General features: G+C 68.7%; 12 protein-coding genes. 5 read left to right on the forward strand and 7 right to left on the reverse strand.

Annotated elements, in window-relative coordinates:
• Nucleotides 1-28: 28 nt before the first annotated feature.
• Nucleotides 29-1,696 (reverse strand): L-lactate permease, encoded by a 1,668-nt coding sequence (locus U742_RS0115595; RefSeq protein ID WP_029354646.1) that lies wholly within the window; start codon nt 1,694-1,696, stop codon nt 29-31.
• Between the two features lie 318 nt (nt 1,697-2,014).
• Between U742_RS0115595 and lpdA the strand changes: the two genes are divergently transcribed.
• Nucleotides 2,015-3,415 (forward strand): dihydrolipoyl dehydrogenase, encoded by a 1,401-nt coding sequence (lpdA, locus tag U742_RS0115600; protein ID WP_029354648.1) that lies wholly within the window; start codon nt 2,015-2,017, stop codon nt 3,413-3,415.
• A gap of 96 nt (nt 3,416-3,511) precedes the next feature.
• Here the strand turns inward: lpdA and U742_RS23735 are convergent, their stop codons facing one another.
• From U742_RS23735 to U742_RS0115615, 3 genes are all read right to left on the reverse strand, one after another.
• Nucleotides 3,512-3,646, reverse strand: coding sequence for a hypothetical protein (locus tag U742_RS23735; protein ID WP_282568330.1), 135 nt, complete (start codon nt 3,644-3,646; stop codon nt 3,512-3,514).
• A gap of 113 nt (nt 3,647-3,759) precedes the next feature.
• Nucleotides 3,760-4,194 (reverse strand): VOC family protein, encoded by a 435-nt coding sequence (locus U742_RS0115610; RefSeq protein ID WP_029354650.1) that lies wholly within the window; start codon nt 4,192-4,194, stop codon nt 3,760-3,762.
• The gene (locus tag U742_RS0115615) at nt 4,191-5,192 is read right to left on the reverse strand and encodes a tyrosine recombinase XerC (protein WP_029354652.1); all 1,002 of its coding nucleotides are present in this window, start codon (nt 5,190-5,192) and stop codon (nt 4,191-4,193) included. Before U742_RS0115615 ends, U742_RS0115610 begins: the two co-directional genes overlap by 4 nt.
• Before the next feature lie 173 nt (nt 5,193-5,365).
• Here U742_RS0115615 and U742_RS0115620 point away from each other — a divergent pair, with 173 nt between their 5' ends.
• Nucleotides 5,366-7,567: a primosomal protein N' gene (locus U742_RS0115620; protein ID WP_029354654.1), complete on the forward strand. Its 2,202-nt coding sequence runs from the start codon at nt 5,366-5,368 to the stop codon at nt 7,565-7,567.
• A gap of 10 nt (nt 7,568-7,577) precedes the next feature.
• Here U742_RS0115620 and ccrA read toward each other — a convergent pair whose 3' ends face one another.
• On the reverse strand, nt 7,578-8,861 hold the full coding sequence (gene ccrA / locus U742_RS0115625) for a crotonyl-CoA carboxylase/reductase (protein ID WP_029354656.1): 1,284 nt from the start codon (nt 8,859-8,861) through the stop codon (nt 7,578-7,580).
• Between the two features lie 244 nt (nt 8,862-9,105).
• Between ccrA and U742_RS0115630 the strand changes: the two genes are divergently transcribed.
• The 3 genes from U742_RS0115630 (at nt 9,106) to U742_RS0115640 (ending at nt 12,642) form a co-directional block, all read left to right on the forward strand.
• On the forward strand, nt 9,106-11,127 hold the full coding sequence (locus U742_RS0115630; protein ID WP_038361778.1) for a protein meaA: 2,022 nt from the start codon (nt 9,106-9,108) through the stop codon (nt 11,125-11,127).
• Between the two features lie 115 nt (nt 11,128-11,242).
• Nucleotides 11,243-11,542 (forward strand): hypothetical protein, encoded by a 300-nt coding sequence (locus tag U742_RS0115635; RefSeq protein WP_029354663.1) that lies wholly within the window; start codon nt 11,243-11,245, stop codon nt 11,540-11,542.
• A gap of 155 nt (nt 11,543-11,697) precedes the next feature.
• A complete protein-coding gene (locus U742_RS0115640; protein WP_029354665.1) occupies nt 11,698-12,642 on the forward strand; it encodes an AEC family transporter in 945 nt (314 codons plus the stop codon).
• A 16-nt stretch (nt 12,643-12,658) separates the two neighbouring features.
• Here U742_RS0115640 and U742_RS0115645 read toward each other — a convergent pair whose 3' ends face one another.
• A complete protein-coding gene (locus U742_RS0115645) occupies nt 12,659-13,894 on the reverse strand; it encodes a glycerophosphodiester phosphodiesterase family protein (RefSeq protein ID WP_029354667.1) in 1,236 nt (411 codons plus the stop codon).
• Between the two features lie 73 nt (nt 13,895-13,967).
• Nucleotides 13,968-14,825: a tRNA glutamyl-Q(34) synthetase GluQRS gene (gene gluQRS, locus U742_RS0115650; RefSeq protein ID WP_029354669.1), complete on the reverse strand. Its 858-nt coding sequence runs from the start codon at nt 14,823-14,825 to the stop codon at nt 13,968-13,970.
• Nucleotides 14,826-14,840: the final 15 nt, after the last annotated feature.

The raw sequence follows: 14,840 nt of genomic DNA on the forward strand, positions 1-14,840 counted from the left end.
CCGGATCGCGGCCGTTTTCCTTACCGCCTCACGGATGGATGACCATCAGCGTGAAGGGGTAGACATAGGCCTGCAGCATCACCAGCACGCCGACGAGGCAGGCCAGCACGATCGAGTGCCAGAACACGAAGCGCAGGATCGAGCCTTCATGGCCGAACCAGTTGGTGGCGGTCGAGGCGACGACGATCGACTGCGCGTCGATCATCTTGCCCATCACGCCGCCCGAGGAGTTGGCCGCGCCCATCAGGATCGGCGAGAGGCCCAGCTGCTGGGCGGTGATCTTCTGCAGCCCGCCGAACAGCACGTTCGAGGCGGTGTCCGATCCCGTCAGCGCCACGCCGAGCCAGCCCAGCAGCGTGCCGAAGAAGGGATAGAGCACGCCGGCGCTGGCGAAGGCGAGGCCGAGCGTGGCGTCGAGCCCGGAGAAGCGTGTCAGCGTGCCGATGGCCAGCATCGCTGCGATGGTCAGCAGCGAGGCCCGCAGGATCCAGATGGTCTTGCCGTATTCCTTGATCATGCGCAGCGGCGAGAAGCCCATCAGCGTGCCGAAGATAAGCGCTGCCAGCAGCATGCCGGTGCCGGTGTAGGACACGTAGGTGAAGGCGAAGACCGCCGCCTCCTTCGCCGGCGCCGCCACGACGGGCGGCACCTTCTCGACCATCTGATGCAGGCCGGGCACCGGGTAGTTCCAGGTGAAGATCGGATTCACCAGCTTCTTGAACCAGTCGGTGCCCCAGACCAGCAGGATCACGCAGACGATGATCCAGGGTAGCAGCGCGCCCCACACCTCGCTGCTGGTCGGCTTCACCACGGGAGCCTCAACCCGCGGGGGCATGGTGGAGGCTGAATCGTCATGCGTGCGCAGCGCCGGCGAGAGCCACAGCTTGGCCGGCTGCCAGATTTTCAGGAAGCCGATCAGCGCCGCCATCGAGATCAGCGAGGCGCCGATGTCGACGATCCACGGATTGATGAAATTCGAGATGAGAAACTGCGGTACCGCGAAGCTGACGCCGCAGACCAGGATAGCGGGCCAGATCTGCATCATGCCGCGCCAGCCGGCAAACGCGCAGACCACCCAGAACGGCACGATCAGCGAGAAGATCGGCAATTGCCGTCCCACCATCGCGCCGAGCAGATAGGGATCGAGCCCGGTGACGCTGGCGAGGCCGGCGATCGGCGTGCCGAGCGCGCCATAGGCGACCGGCGCGGTGTTGGCGATCAGCGAGAGCCCGGAGGCGGCAAGCGGCGAGAAGCCGAGCCCCATCAGGATCGCTCCGGTCACCGCCACCGGCGTTCCGAAGCCGGAGGCGCCCTCGAAGAAGGCGCCGAAGGAAAAGGCGATGAGCAGCAATTGCAGCCGCCGATCCTCGGTGACGCCGCCGATCGTCTGTTCCAGCACCTTGAACCGGCCGGTCGCGACCGTCAGCCGGTACATGAAGATGACGTTGAGGACGATCCAGCCGATCGGGAACAGCCCGGTGACGACGCCGAATAGGGCGGCGCGGATCGCGATTCCGGCCGGCATGGTGAAGACGACCACCGAGACCAGGATAGCAACGATCAGCGCGATGATCGCCGCTATGTGCGCCTGTACTTTTCCCGAGGCAATCATGACGAGCAGCGCAACCACTGGAATGGCTGCCGCGAGCGTCGAAAGAACCATGCTATTTAATGGATTATATACTTGACTCCACATCGCGTTTCTTCCCCTACGTAAAGTAATTTTGGTAAATTTACTTAGGGTGACGCGATGAACTTAAGTTGCAATGCAGACTAAAGTCGCATCAATACATTACCTATGGGAAGATTTAACTTCCGCACGGGAAGGTCGCGTCGATTTCGCGCCTCTGCCCTGCGCCCGACGCGCCGCTTGAGAGCGTGACACCTGACGGCGGGGCATGTAATTTCGCGCTCCGCGCGACACCGCGCATCCCCGCCCGGCGCCGGCACGACTGACAAGCAGAACAACCTCGACGCCATCCCCCCGAAAGAACGAATGCCCGAGAAGGTGAGCATGTCCTACGATCTGATCGTCATCGGAACCGGCCCCGGCGGCTATGTGTGCGCCATCCGCGCCGCCCAGCTGGGCCTCAAGGTCGCGGTCATTGAGAAGCGCGCCACCTTCGGCGGCACCTGCCTCAACATCGGCTGCATCCCGTCCAAGGCGCTGCTGCACGCCTCCGAGCTGTTCGAGGAGGCCGGCCACAGCTTCGCCGACATGGGCATCGGCGTCGGCAAGCCGAAGCTGGACCTGAAGGCGATGATGGCCTTCAAGGACAAGGGCGTCGACGGCAACGTCAAGGGCGTCGACTTCCTCATCAAGAAGAACAAGATCACCCCCTATCGTGGCACCGGCACCATCGTCGCGCCCGGCAAGGTCGAGGTCACCGCCGAGGACGGCTCCAAACAGACCGTCGAGGCCGCCGCCATCGTCATCGCCACCGGCTCCGACGTCGCCCGCCTGCCCGGCATCGAGATCGACGAGAAGCGCGTCGTCTCCTCCACCGGCGCGCTGACACTGGACAAGGTGCCCGGCAAGCTGATCGTGGTGGGCGCCGGCGTCATCGGCCTCGAGCTCGGCAGCGTGTGGCGCCGCCTCGGCGCCGAGGTAACGGTGGTCGAGTTCCTCGACCGCATCCTGCCCGGCATGGACGGCGAGATCGCCAAGTCCTTCCAGCGCATCCTCGAGAAGCAGGGCTTCGGCTTCAAGCTCGGCTCGAAGGTCACCGGCATCGACACGTCAGGCAAGACGCTGAAGGTCGCGGTCGAGCCCGCCGCCGGCGGCGCCGCCGAGACGCTGGAGGCGGACGTCGTTCTCGTCGCCATCGGCCGCGTGCCCTACACCGAGGGTCTCGGGCTGGAGGCGCTCGGCGTCGAGAAGGACAAGCGCGGCCGCGTCGTCACCGACCATTATTTCCGCACCAGCGTGCCGGGCATCTTCGCCATCGGCGATGCCATCGCCGGCCCGATGCTGGCGCACAAGGCCGAGGAAGAGGGCGTCGCCATCGCCGAGCTGCTGGCCGGCAAGGCGGGGCATGTCGACTACGGCATCATCCCCGGCGTGGTCTACACCTCGCCGGAGGTCTCCTCGGTCGGCAAGACCGAGGAGGAGCTGAAGGAAGCCGGCATCGCCTACAATGTCGGCAAGTTCCCCTTCCTCGCCAATGGTCGCGCCAAGGCGAACAACCAGACCGACGGCTTCGTGAAGGTGCTGGCGGATGCCACGACCGACCGCGTGCTCGGCGTGCACATCATCGGCGTCGAGGCCGGCGAGCTGATCCACGAATGCGCGGTGCTGATGGAGTTCGGCGGCTCGTCCGAGGACCTCGCCCGCACCTGCCACGCCCACCCGACCCGCTCGGAGGCGGTGAAGGAAGCCGCGATGGCGGTGGAGAAGCGCGCCATCCACATGTGATCGGCGCGCGGCCCGTCATTCACGCCGACGTAAAATGAAACAGCCCGGAGAGCGCTCTCCGGGCCGTTCGCATTTCGAAGACGGTCAGGGCGTTGGTCAGGTGCCCTTGGTGTCGGTCTGCGTCGTGGTCGGCTGGGAAGATGAGGCATGCGCCGGGCAGTCGGCGAGCGCGACGCCGGAGGCAGCGGCCGTAAGAGACAGCGCGAGGAGCGCAGTCGCGAAACGCTTCATGTCACGAACTCCTTGGATAGGGCCCCGGTAGGCTCATGCTGACGCGGACGGCTCCCGGAGAAAAGCCCCCGGCTGCCTGAAATTGACGCAAGGTCACTCCCGGAGCACCGATCTCACGCATCCGTGTAGGTGACGGCCTCGATCCGCCAGCCATCCGGGTCGATCAGGAATGCCGCGTAATAGCCCTGCCCGTAATGCGGCCTATAGCCGGGCGCCCCGTTGTCGGTGGCGCCGCTGGCGAGCCCGGCGGCATGGAAGGCGTCCACCGCCGCGGCATCCGGCGCCAGGAAGCAGAGGTGGAAGCCGGGCGGACACTGGATCTCGCCCGCGCGCTGTTCCACCCAGAACGGCGCCGCACCGGGCATGCCTTCCGGCGCCGGCAATTCGCCCGCCGGGCCCCAGCAGGCCGAGGGACCGCCGACCTCCATGTAATGGGCGAGGCGGACGAGCTGCAGCGGCGCCAGCACCGCGTCGTAGAAGGCGATCGCGCGCATGATGTCGGTGACGCCGATCGACATGTGCTCGATGACCGGGCGGACGGGGATCATGATCCTGCTTTCACTTGCGCGCGCGGATGGGCGGAACGCCAGGCCGACATCAGCGCGGCGGCGTCGACCGCGGCATAGATCTGGGTGGTGGAGAGCGAGGCGTGGCCGAGCAGCTCCTGTATGGAGCGCAGGTCGCCGCCGCGTGCGAGAAGATGCGTCGCGAAGGAATGGCGCAGCGCATGCGGCGTCGCGCTGTCCGGCAGGCCGAGGCTGCCGCGCATGCGCTCCACCGCAAGCTGCACGATGCGCGGCGAGAGTGGGCCGCCCTTGGCGCCGCGGAACAGCGGCCCGTCCGGCGGAAGGCTCCACGGGCAGAGCCGTACATAATCGGCGACGAGTTCGAGCACCGGCTGCAGCACCGGCACCATGCGCGTCTTGCCGCCCTTGCCGGTGACGGTGACATGGTCGCCCGCGCCCGGCGCCGGCACCTCGCCGGCCGTCAGCGCCAGCGCCTCGGAGATGCGCAGCCCCGAGCCGTAGAGCAGCGCGATCACCGCCGCGTCGCGCGCCAGCACCCAGGGCTCGCGATCCTCGCCGGCCCGCGTGGCCGGATTCGCGAGCGCGCGCGCATCAGCGATCGACACCGGGCGCGGCAGGCTCCGGGCAAGCTTCGGCGCCCGCACGGCGGCGAGCGCGCCGACCTTGCCGAGCCCCTCGCGCTCCAGATGCCGACCGAAGGAGCGCGCGGCGGCGAGAAAACGCATCAGCGTGCGCGCCTCGATTCCCTCCGCCCGCCGCGCCGCGATCACCGCCCGCACGTCGCGCGGGTGGAGCGCGCCGAGCGCGGCAAGGTCCGGCCGCTGCCCGAGATGCTGCGTCATCAGGGTGAGGAAGGTCGAAAGGTCGCGCGCATAGGCCTCGCGCGTCTTGGCCGAGAGCCGCCGCTCATGCGCCAGCCGGTCGAGCCAGGAACGCAGCGCGGCGGCCACTTCCGGCGGCTGCGCGGCGATCAGCCCCCGCTCCGCCCGCTCGGCCTTCTCGACGTCGCTGCTCGCCATCCTGGCCCGTTCCCTTGACAGTCTCGTCATTGTGGAGACTGAAGCTTAAATTTCACCGATCAGCCCCGGCGAAGTGGCCGGTTCGCGCCGCAGCCATTTGACTGCCGCTACGCCTGCGTCCGCGATGACGCTATGAAGGGCGCCTCGCATCAGGAGCCTAACCGATTCCCGCCCTGGAATTATTTCCACCCGCGCCGGAGCGCATCGTCGACGTGCTGCTGCCCGTCGCGATCGGCTCGGCCTATTCCTACCGGGTGCCGGAAGGGATGGAGGTCGCACCGGGCGACATCGTCGTGGTGCCGCTCGGCACCCGGAACATCCTCGGCTGCGTGTGGCCGGGCGAAGCCTCGCCCGCGACCGGCCGAACGGTCGATCCGAAGAAGCTCAAGAGCATCGTGCGCCGCTATGAGGTGGCGCCGCTCAACGCCGATCTGATCGAGCTGATCCGATGGATCGCGGACTACACCGTCACCCCGCCCGGCATGGTGCTGCGCCTCGCACTGCGGCACGACGAGAGCCCCGGCGTCGCGCGCGAGCGCACCGGCGTGCGCCTCGCCGGTGGCGAGCCGCAGCGCATGACCTCGGCGCGCGCCCGGCTCATCGCCGCGCTCGCCGACGGCTTCACCCGCGCCAAGACGGAAGCTGCCCGCGAGGCCGGCGTCTCCGTTTCGGTGGTCGACGGACTCATAGATGACGGCGTGCTGGAGACCGTGGTGCTGCCGCCCGAGCCGGCGGCGGAGACGCCCGATCCCGACCATGCCCGGCCCGACCTCGCCCCGGCGCAGGCCGAGGCCGCCGCAGCGCTCTGCGCCACGGTGGAAGCGCGCGCCTTCAAGGTGCATCTGCTCGACGGCGTCACCGGCTCCGGCAAGACCGAGACCTATTTCGAGGCGGTGGCGAGTGCGATGCGCGCCGGCCGCCAGACGCTGATCCTGATGCCCGAGATCGCGTTGACCAAGGGCTTCCTCGATCGCTTCGCCCGCCGCTTCGGGGTGGTGCCGGCGGAATGGCATTCGGCGGTCTCGACCAAGAAGCGGGGGCGCATCTTCCGCGGCGTGGCGGCGGGCGAGGTCAGCGTCGTCGCCGGCGCCCGCTCGGCGCTGTTCCTGCCCTTCTCCGATCTCGGCCTGATCATCGTCGATGAGGAGCACGACCCCGCCTACAAGCAGGAGGAAGGCGTGCGCTACCACGCCCGCGACATGGCGGTGGTGCGTGCGCACATCGCCGGCATCCCGGTCGTGCTCGCCTCCGCCACGCCCTCGATCGAGACCGAGGTGAATGCGCGGCGGGGGCGCTACCAGCGCCTGAATCTGCCGGAGCGCTTCAGCGGCACCCGTGTGCCGAGGCTGGAGCCGATCGACCTGCGCCGCGAAGGGCCGCCGCGCGGGCGCTGGATCGCCCCGCGCCTCGCCGAGGAGATGGCGCGGACGGTGGAGGCCGGCGGCCAGGCATTGCTGTTCCTCAACCGGCGCGGCTATGCCCCGCTCACCCTCTGCCGCGCCTGTGGCCACCGCATCCGCTGCCCCTCCTGTTCGAGCTGGCTGGTCGAGCACCGCTTCCGCCGCCGGCTCGAATGCCACCAATGCGGCTATGCCATGCCGGTGCCGTCCGAATGCCCGAACTGCCACGAGCCGAACAGCCTCATCCCCTGCGGACCGGGCGTCGAGCGCCTGCAGGAGGAGGTCGCGAGCCTGATGCCGAACGCTCGCGCGCAGGTGCTCTCCAGCGACCTCGCCGGCGGCGTGGAGCGGCTGCGGCTGGAACTCGATGCCATCACCAAGGGCGAGGTTGACGTCGTCATCGGCACCCAACTCGTCGCCAAGGGACATAATTTCCCCGGCCTCGCGCTGGTCGGCGTGGTCGATGCCGATGTCGGCCTCGGCTATGGCGACCCGCGCGCGGCGGAGCGCACCTTCCAGCTCTTGCACCAGGTGGCGGGCCGCGCCGGTCGCGCCAATGTCGAGGGCCGCGCTTTCCTGCAGACCTACATGCCCGAGCATCCGGTGATGCAGGCGCTTGTCGCCGGCGACCGCGACGCCTTCTACGACCGCGAGATCGCCGCCCGCGAGGAGGCCGGCCTGCCGCCCTTCGCCCGCTTCTGCGCCCTCGTCGTCTCCGGCACCGACGCCCATGCCGCGCAGGCCCATGCCCGCGCCCTCGCCGCCTCGTCGCCTCGCTCGGAGGATGTCCGCGTGCTCGGCCCGGCCGAGGCGCCGCTCGCCCTGGTGCGCGGACGCCACCGCTTCCGCCTGCTCGCCCGCGCCCCGCGCAATTTCGACCTCTCGGCCTACATCCGCGACTGGATGGGCAAAGCCCCCCGCGCCACAGGCAGCCTGCGGGTCGAGATCGACATCGACCCGCAGAGCTTTTTGTGAGCTTTCCGGGCTAGCCCGCCGACGCCTCGATCACGTCCTCGAAGGTCCGCAGGCCGGTGCGCGGCGAATTCACCAGCACCGCCATGTTGCCGGGAGCGTGCTGGTTCTTCCACATCTTGGTGTGCGCCGCCGGGATGCGCTCCCAGGAGAACACCTCGGACATGCAGGGGTCGACGCGCCGGTCGATGATGAACTGGTTGGCCGCGCTCGCCTGCTTGAGATGCGCGAAATGCGAGCCCTGGATGCGCTTCTGCCGCATCCACACATAGCGTGCGTCGAAGGTGATGTTGAAGCCGGTGGTGCCGGCGCAGAACACCACCATGCCGCCGCGCTTGGCGACCAGGCACGAGACCGGGAAGGTCTGCTCGCCCGGATGCTCGAACACGATGTCGACGTCGCGCTTGCCGGTGATGTCCCAGATCGCCTTGCCGAACTTGCGCGCCTCCTTGGTCCAGGCGGTGTATTCCGGCGAGTTCACCGTGGGCATCTGCCCCCAGCAGTTGAAATCCTTGCGGTTGATCACGCCCTTGGCGCCGAGGCCGAGGACGTAATCCCGCTTGGTCTCGTCCGAGATGACGCCGATGGCGTTGGCGCCGGAGGCGGCGGCGAGCTGCACGCCGAACACGCCGAGGCCACCCGAGGCACCCCACACCAGCACATGGTCTCCCGGCTTCACGGCGTGCGGGGCGTGGCCGAACAGCATGCGGTAGGCGGTGGCGAGAGTAAGCGTGTAGCAGGCGCTCTCCTCCCAGGTCAGGTGCTGCGGGCGCGGCATGAGCTGGCGCGCCTGCACCCGGCAGAACTGGGCGAAGGAGCCGTCCGGCGTCTCGTATCCCCAGATGCGCTGGGACGGCGAGAACATCGGATCGCCGCCATTGCACTCCTCGTCGTCGCCGTCGTCCTGGTTGCAGTGGACGACCACCTCGTCGCCGACCTTCCAGCGCTTCACCTTGGGGCCGACCGCCCAGACGATCCCGGACGCGTCGGAGCCGGCGATGTGATAGGGCTCGCTGTGCACGTCGAACACGGAGATCGGCTGGCCGAGGCCGGCCCAGATGCCGTTGTAGTTGACGCCCGCCGCCATCACGAGGACCAGCACGTCGGTCTCGCCGAGCGGCCAGGTCGGCACCACCTCCAGCTTGAACGAATCCTCCGGCGGCCCGTGCCGCTCGCGGCGGATGGTCCAGGCATGCATCTTCGCCGGCACATGGCCGAGCGGCGGTATCTCGCCAACGTCGTAAAGATCTTTCAGTGCCGGCCGCGGCGCGGCGACGGTCTCTGCGGCTTGCGGCATGGTACGCTCCCTTGAATATCCGGACCCCGGTCGGCCATTGAGCATGGCTTCTGGCACCGCAGCATAGCAAAGACGGCGCAGGAGCCGAGGGGGGTCGGCTCGTTATTTCGTCGGGAGGTCACAATCGTGCCAGGAAACTGAGACGGAGGTCGCACGGCGAACGGCTTATTGCGCTGCGGCACGCGCTGGCGAACAATCGGGGCAAGAGAGGCACCCTCATCAGAATGCCCCGGCGGAGGAAAGTATGAACGACGAGCCCAAGAAGACGCGCCCGGACAAACCCTGGCTGTTCCGCACCTATGCCGGCCATTCGACTGCCGAGAAGTCGAACGAGCTCTACCGCTCCAACCTCGCCAAGGGGCAGACCGGCCTCTCGGTCGCCTTCGACCTGCCGACCCAGACCGGCTATGACAGCGACCACATTCTCGCCCGCGGCGAGGTCGGCAAGGTCGGCGTGCCGATCTGCCATCTCGGCGACATGCGGGCGCTGTTCACCGCGATCCCGCTCGCGCAGATGAACACCTCCATGACCATAAACGCGACGGCGGCATGGCTGCTGGCGCTCTATGTGGCGGTAGCGGAGGAGCAGGGCGCCGACCGCACGGCGCTCCAGGGCACCACGCAGAACGACATCATCAAGGAATATCTCTCGCGCGGCACCTACATCTTCCCGCCGGCCGCCTCGCTGCGGCTGACCAAGGACGTGATCCTGTTCACGACCCGGGAAATGCCGAAGTGGAACCCCACCAATGTCTGCTCCTACCATCTGCAGGAGGCGGGGGCGACGCCGGTGCAGGAGCTGGCCTTCGCGCTGGTCAACGCCATCGCCATCCTCGACCTCGTGAAAGCCAGCGGGCAGACCGACGAGGCCGGCTTCGGCGAGGTGGTCGGGCGCATCTCCTTCTTCGTGAATGCCGGCCTGCGCTTCGTCACCGAGATGTGCAAGATGCGCGCCTTCGTCGATCTCTGGGACGAGATCTGCACGACCCGCTACGGCATCACCGACAAGAAGCAGAAGCTGTTCCGCTACGGCGTGCAGGTGAACTCGCTCGGCCTCACCGAGCAGCAGCCGGAGAACAACGTCTACCGCATCCTCATCGAGATGCTGGCGGTGACGCTGTCGAAGAAGGCGCGCGCCCGCGCCGTGCAGCTCCCCGCCTGGAACGAGGCGCTCGGCCTGCCGCGCTCCTTCGACCAGCAATGGTCGCTGCGCATGCAGCAGGTGCTCGCCTACGAGACCGACCTGCTCGACTATGACGACCTGTTCGACGGCTCGCCGGTGGTCGAGGCCAAGGTCGAGGAACTGAAGACCGCCGCCCGCGCCGAGGTCGCCCGCATCCTGGAGATGGGCGGCGCGGTCAGCGCGGTCGAGGCCGCCTACATGAAGGAGCAGCTCGTGCGCTCCAACACGCGGCGGCTGGAGGCGATCGAGCGTGGCGACCAGGTGGTGGTCGGCGTCAACCGCTGGACCGACACCGAGCCCTCCCCGCTCACCACCGGCGAAGGCGCCATCCTCACCGTCGACCCGGCGGTCGAGCAGGAGCAGATCGCGCGGCTGAACGCCTGGCGGGAGGCGCGCGACAATAAGGCGGTGGCAGCGGCGCTCGCCGAGCTCGGCGCGGCGGCGGCGAGCGGAGCGAACATCATGCCGGCCTCCATTGCCTGCGCCAAGGCGGGCGTCACCACGGGCGAATGGGGCGCGTGCCTGCGCGCGCGCTTCGGCGAGTACCGCGCCCCGACCGGCGTGAGCAAGACCGCGCGGCAGGAGCCCGGCGATCTCGACGAGGTGCGCGCCGGCGTCGAGGCGCTCTCCGGCAGGCTCGGCCGCCGCCTCACCTTTCTGGTCGGCAAGCCCGGCCTCGACGGCCATTCGAACGGCGCCGAGCAGATCGCCGTGCGCGCCCGCGATGCCGGCATGGATGTCGTCTATGAGGGCATCCGCCTCACTCCGGCCGAGATCGTCGAGGCGGCGCGCCGGCAGGGCGTCCATGTGGTCGGCCTCTCGGTGCTCTCCGGTTCGCATGTGCCCCTCGTGCGCGAGGTGCTGGAAGGCATGCGCGCGGGCGGGCTCGGCGACGTGCCGGTGGTGGTCGGCGGCATCATCCCGCCGGAGGACGAGACGCTGCTGATCGAGGAGGGCGTCGCCGCCGTCTACACGCCGAAGAACTTCGAAATGAATCGTATACTGCAAGACGTGGTCGGCATCGTCGACGCGCGCCTGCCCGTTGACGAGGCCCCCGCCCCGGCAGTACCAATCAAGTCATGAGTTGGGCTCACCGAGAGACGCTCCGCGCGCAGCGGCGAATTCGCCGCCCGGCCGACATGTTCGGCCGGGACTGATCGAGCGCGCCTTTTCCAGAAGTCTTTCGGATTTTCGTGTCATGACCGACGCCTGCCGTCATCGCCTCGTGGTCGAGGCGGATGCTCATCCCAACGTCCTGCTCCGCCTGATGGAGCCCTTCGCCATCCATGATGTGCTGCCGACCCATATGCGGGTCGACGGCCCCGCCGACGGGCGCGTCGACATCGTCGCGCCCGGCACCCTCGTCGCCGAGATCGCCTTCGCGGCGCCGCAGGCGGTCGCCGAGCGGCTCTGTGCGCGGATCGGCGCGATGCCCGCGGTGCATGGCGCCCGGCTGTTCTCCGCCCTCGACGAAAGCGAACTCGGCGTCGCAGCCTGACGCGACGCTCCCGCGGCGGCTCCGATGACAGCTCGCGCCGCCGAGGGGGCATCCCCTGCCCGTTGTCTCGACCGCGCCTGTTTTGCTAGAGAACGCGCCGGCCGGCGGCCGCGCGGCGCGCGGACGGGTCGGTACGCCCTCTGGAAGGACCCCGCATGCTCGCGCAGCTCGGCGCCATCGCCTTCATCGTGGCGCCGGTCTTCGGGCTGATCGCCGTCGGCTATGTCGCGAGCCTGTCCGGGCATCTCACCGAGCGGGCGGCCGACGGCCTGTCGGACTTCGTCTTCGGCGTCGCCGTGCCGGTGCTCATTTTCAAGACACTGGCCGAGGCGGCGCTGCCGCAGGATGGCCAGCCCTGGGGCTACTGGATCGCCTATTTCACCGGCGCCTTCGCCGCCTTCGGCACCGGCATGTTCACCGCCCGCCGGGTGTTCGGCCGCGACCGCACCGAGGCGGTGGTGCACGGCTTCGCCTCGGGCCAGGCCAACACCATCTTCGTCGGCGTCCCGCTCATCCTGCAGGCGTTCGGGCCCGAGGGCGCCGTGCCGCTGTTCCTGCTGCTCGCCATCCACCTGCCGGTGATGATGGTGGTGGCTACCGTGCTCACCGAGGGCGCGGCGACTGGGCTTTCCGGGCCGGGGCTGCGCAAGCTCGGCCGCTCGCTCGCCTTCAACCCGATCCTCATCGGCATCTATGCCGGCGGCATCGCCAAGATCGTCGGCTTCACGCCGACCGGCGTGCTGAAGCAGACGACGGACCTGCTGGCGGCCGCCGCCTCGCCCTGCGCGCTGGTCTCGCTCGGCCTCGCGCTGCACCGCTACCCGATCCGCGGCGACATTGGCCCCGCCTGCGTGATCAGCGCGCTCAAGCTCGGGCTGCACCCGCTGATCGTGATCCTGCTGACGATGATCCTGCCCATGCCGCCGGTCTGGGCCTCGGTGGCGGTCGCCTTCGCCGCCATGCCGAGCGGCATCAACGCCTATCTGCTCGCCCAGCGCTACCGCACTGGCGTCGCCGCGGCGGCGAGCGCGGTCTCGCTCTCGACCGTGCTCAGCCTGTTCACCGTGACGGTTTGGTTCGTCATCCTCGGCGTGCACTGATCACGCCGATCCTGCCTCACTTCAGATTCATGCAGTTGGCGTAGAAGGTGGTGGTCGCCGGCCAGTCGGAGAACACCCCGATGACGCCGATCTGCCGGGCGAGCACATCGAGCAGCGCCAGCGTGTCGCCGTCGCGGTCGATGAGCGGCTTGACCGACTGATAGTAATAGCCGCCGCCGTCCTTCAGCGGGCCGGAGCGCTCCAGCGACCACGTGATCAGCCCGAGCCCCGCCTTCTTCGCCTCCTCGGCATAGACGGACGGCACGATGGCGCCGTCCTTCGCGGTGACCAGCATCCACAGCGGCGGGGCGAGGATCTTCACGCCCTGCGCCGTGAGTTCCGCCATCGACGGCTTCCACGTCTCCGGCTTCATGTTGTCGAAGCCCGCATCGGTCTCGTCGCGATCGTCGAGGAACACCGCCTGCGCGCCGAAGGCCGGCTCCGCCTTGAGCCAGTACAGCACGTCTTCGAGCTCGAAGGACTGGGCGTAGACATCCTTCGGGTCGACGCCGGCCGCCTTGTATTCGTCGACGAGCTGCTGGGCGTAGCGCTCCTGCGTGTAGTCGCCGTCGAACGGCATGGCGACTTCCGGCTTCTTCAGCTCCGGCGTGAATTTGAGGCCCAGTGACTTCACCAGCGCGATGTAGTCCTTGTGCGACATGATAGTCGCCCGGTCGACATAGAGGTCGGTGCGCCAGCGCGGCGTCGAATCCATGTACTCCTTGACCGACGTCGCATTCGGATTGCCGGCGTCCATCTTCGGCTTGAGCGACCTGAACTCGGCGAGCGTCAGATCACTGGTGCAGCACTTCGCGCTCGCCTTGCGGCCGGTCGCCGGATCGGCCGGCTCGAAGCTTTTCGTGCACTTCGCCGCGAGCTCGGGCCGGGCGAGGATGTCGGTGGTGGTGTGCAGGTCGCATTGCGCGTGGCGGCAGACCAGCTCGCGGTCTTTGGTGAAGGCGACGTCGCACTCGATCACCCCGGCGCCCATACGCGCGGCGGCGAGATAGCCCTCGCGGGTGTGCTCGGGGAATTGCAGCGGCGCGCCGCGATGCGAGATCGAGAACTGCCTGGTGGTGAAGGGCTTGCCCTGGCACTGGGCGAGCGCCTCCTTCAGCGGGCCGTCCTTCATCGAATCGACGAGATAGAAGGGACGCGGACCGATCTCGGCCAGCCGGCCGGTCTCCTGCGCCGCAAGCGGCGCGATCAGGCAGGGCAACGAGAAGGCGACGAGCAGCGAAAGGCGGAGCATGGCGGGCCTCCCCAGGGGCTGATGCGGGCGCCGCATCGCTAGCGCGCCGGGGTGACATCGGTTTGACGCGCCGTCATCCGAAGCCGAGCCGGCGCCGCACCTCCTCCGCCGTGACGGCATCGGCACGCTGCTCCTTCAGGCTGGCCGAGCCGATTGATTTCGAGAGCTTGCGCCCCTGCGCGTCGCGGATCAGGTCGTGGTGGCGATAGACGGGCGCCGGCAGGTCGAGCAGATGCTGCAGCAGCCGGTGCACCGACGTCGCCGCCTTCAGGTCCTCGCCGCGCACCACATGAGTGACGCCCTGCAGAGCGTCGTCGACCACCACGGCGAGGTGATAGCTGGTCGGCGCTTCCTTGCGGGCGATCACCACGTCGCCCCATGCCGCCGGATCGGCCCGCACCAAGCCATCGCCCTCCTCCGCCCAGTCGAGCGGCGCCCCGGCGGCGGCGATCGCCTGCGCCATGTCGAGCCGCAGCGCATAGGGCTCGCCGGCGGCGTGGCGACGCGCGCGCTCCTGCGCGCCCATGGAATCGCGTCCGAACGGGAACAGCGGCGCACCGTCGGGATCGCGCGGCCAGGCCGCCCGCGCCTCCACCGCCCGGCGGATGTCGGCGCGGCTCTCGAAGCTCTCATAGACGAGGCCCATCGCGTCGAGCCGGGCGAGCGCGGCGGCGTAGTCCGCCATGTGTTCGGATTGCCGGCGCACCGGCATCTCCCAGCCGATGCCGAGCCAGGCGAGCTCCTCATAGATTCCGGCCTCAAACTCCGGCCGGCAGCGGGCGGGATCGATGTCCTCGATGCGCAGCAGGAATCGCCCGCCGCCCGCCTTCGCCGCCTCGAAGTTCAGAAGCGCCGAATAGGCATGGCCGAGATGCAGCAGCCCGTTCGGGCTCGGGGCGAAGCGGAAGGTCGGACGGGCGGCGGCGCTCATCGCCCGCTGGTGTAG

This window comes from Allobosea sp. 117 (genome assembly GCF_000702305.1).
GTDB lineage: Bacteria > Pseudomonadota > Alphaproteobacteria > Rhizobiales > Xanthobacteraceae > Ancylobacter.

Excerpts from the sequence above, each read along its gene's own strand:
- U742_RS0115595 (WP_029354646.1), bottom strand. The coding sequence starts at position 1,696 with ATGTGGAGTCAAGTATATAATCCATTAAATAGCATGGTTCTTTCGACG.
- lpdA (WP_029354648.1), top strand. The coding sequence starts at position 2,015 with ATGTCCTACGATCTGATCGTCATCGGAACCGGCCCCGGCGGCTATGTG.
- U742_RS23735 (WP_282568330.1), bottom strand. The coding sequence starts at position 3,646 with ATGAAGCGTTTCGCGACTGCGCTCCTCGCGCTGTCTCTTACGGCCGCT.
- U742_RS0115610 (WP_029354650.1), bottom strand. The coding sequence starts at position 4,194 with ATGATCCCCGTCCGCCCGGTCATCGAGCACATGTCGATCGGCGTCACC.
- U742_RS0115615 (WP_029354652.1), bottom strand. The coding sequence starts at position 5,192 with ATGGCGAGCAGCGACGTCGAGAAGGCCGAGCGGGCGGAGCGGGGGCTG.
- ccrA (WP_029354656.1), bottom strand. The coding sequence starts at position 8,861 with ATGCCGCAAGCCGCAGAGACCGTCGCCGCGCCGCGGCCGGCACTGAAA.
- U742_RS0115630 (WP_038361778.1), top strand. The coding sequence starts at position 9,106 with ATGAACGACGAGCCCAAGAAGACGCGCCCGGACAAACCCTGGCTGTTC.
- U742_RS0115635 (WP_029354663.1), top strand. The coding sequence starts at position 11,243 with ATGACCGACGCCTGCCGTCATCGCCTCGTGGTCGAGGCGGATGCTCAT.
- U742_RS0115640 (WP_029354665.1), top strand. The coding sequence starts at position 11,698 with ATGCTCGCGCAGCTCGGCGCCATCGCCTTCATCGTGGCGCCGGTCTTC.
- U742_RS0115645 (WP_029354667.1), bottom strand. The coding sequence starts at position 13,894 with ATGCTCCGCCTTTCGCTGCTCGTCGCCTTCTCGTTGCCCTGCCTGATC.
- gluQRS (WP_029354669.1), bottom strand. The coding sequence starts at position 14,825 with ATGAGCGCCGCCGCCCGTCCGACCTTCCGCTTCGCCCCGAGCCCGAAC.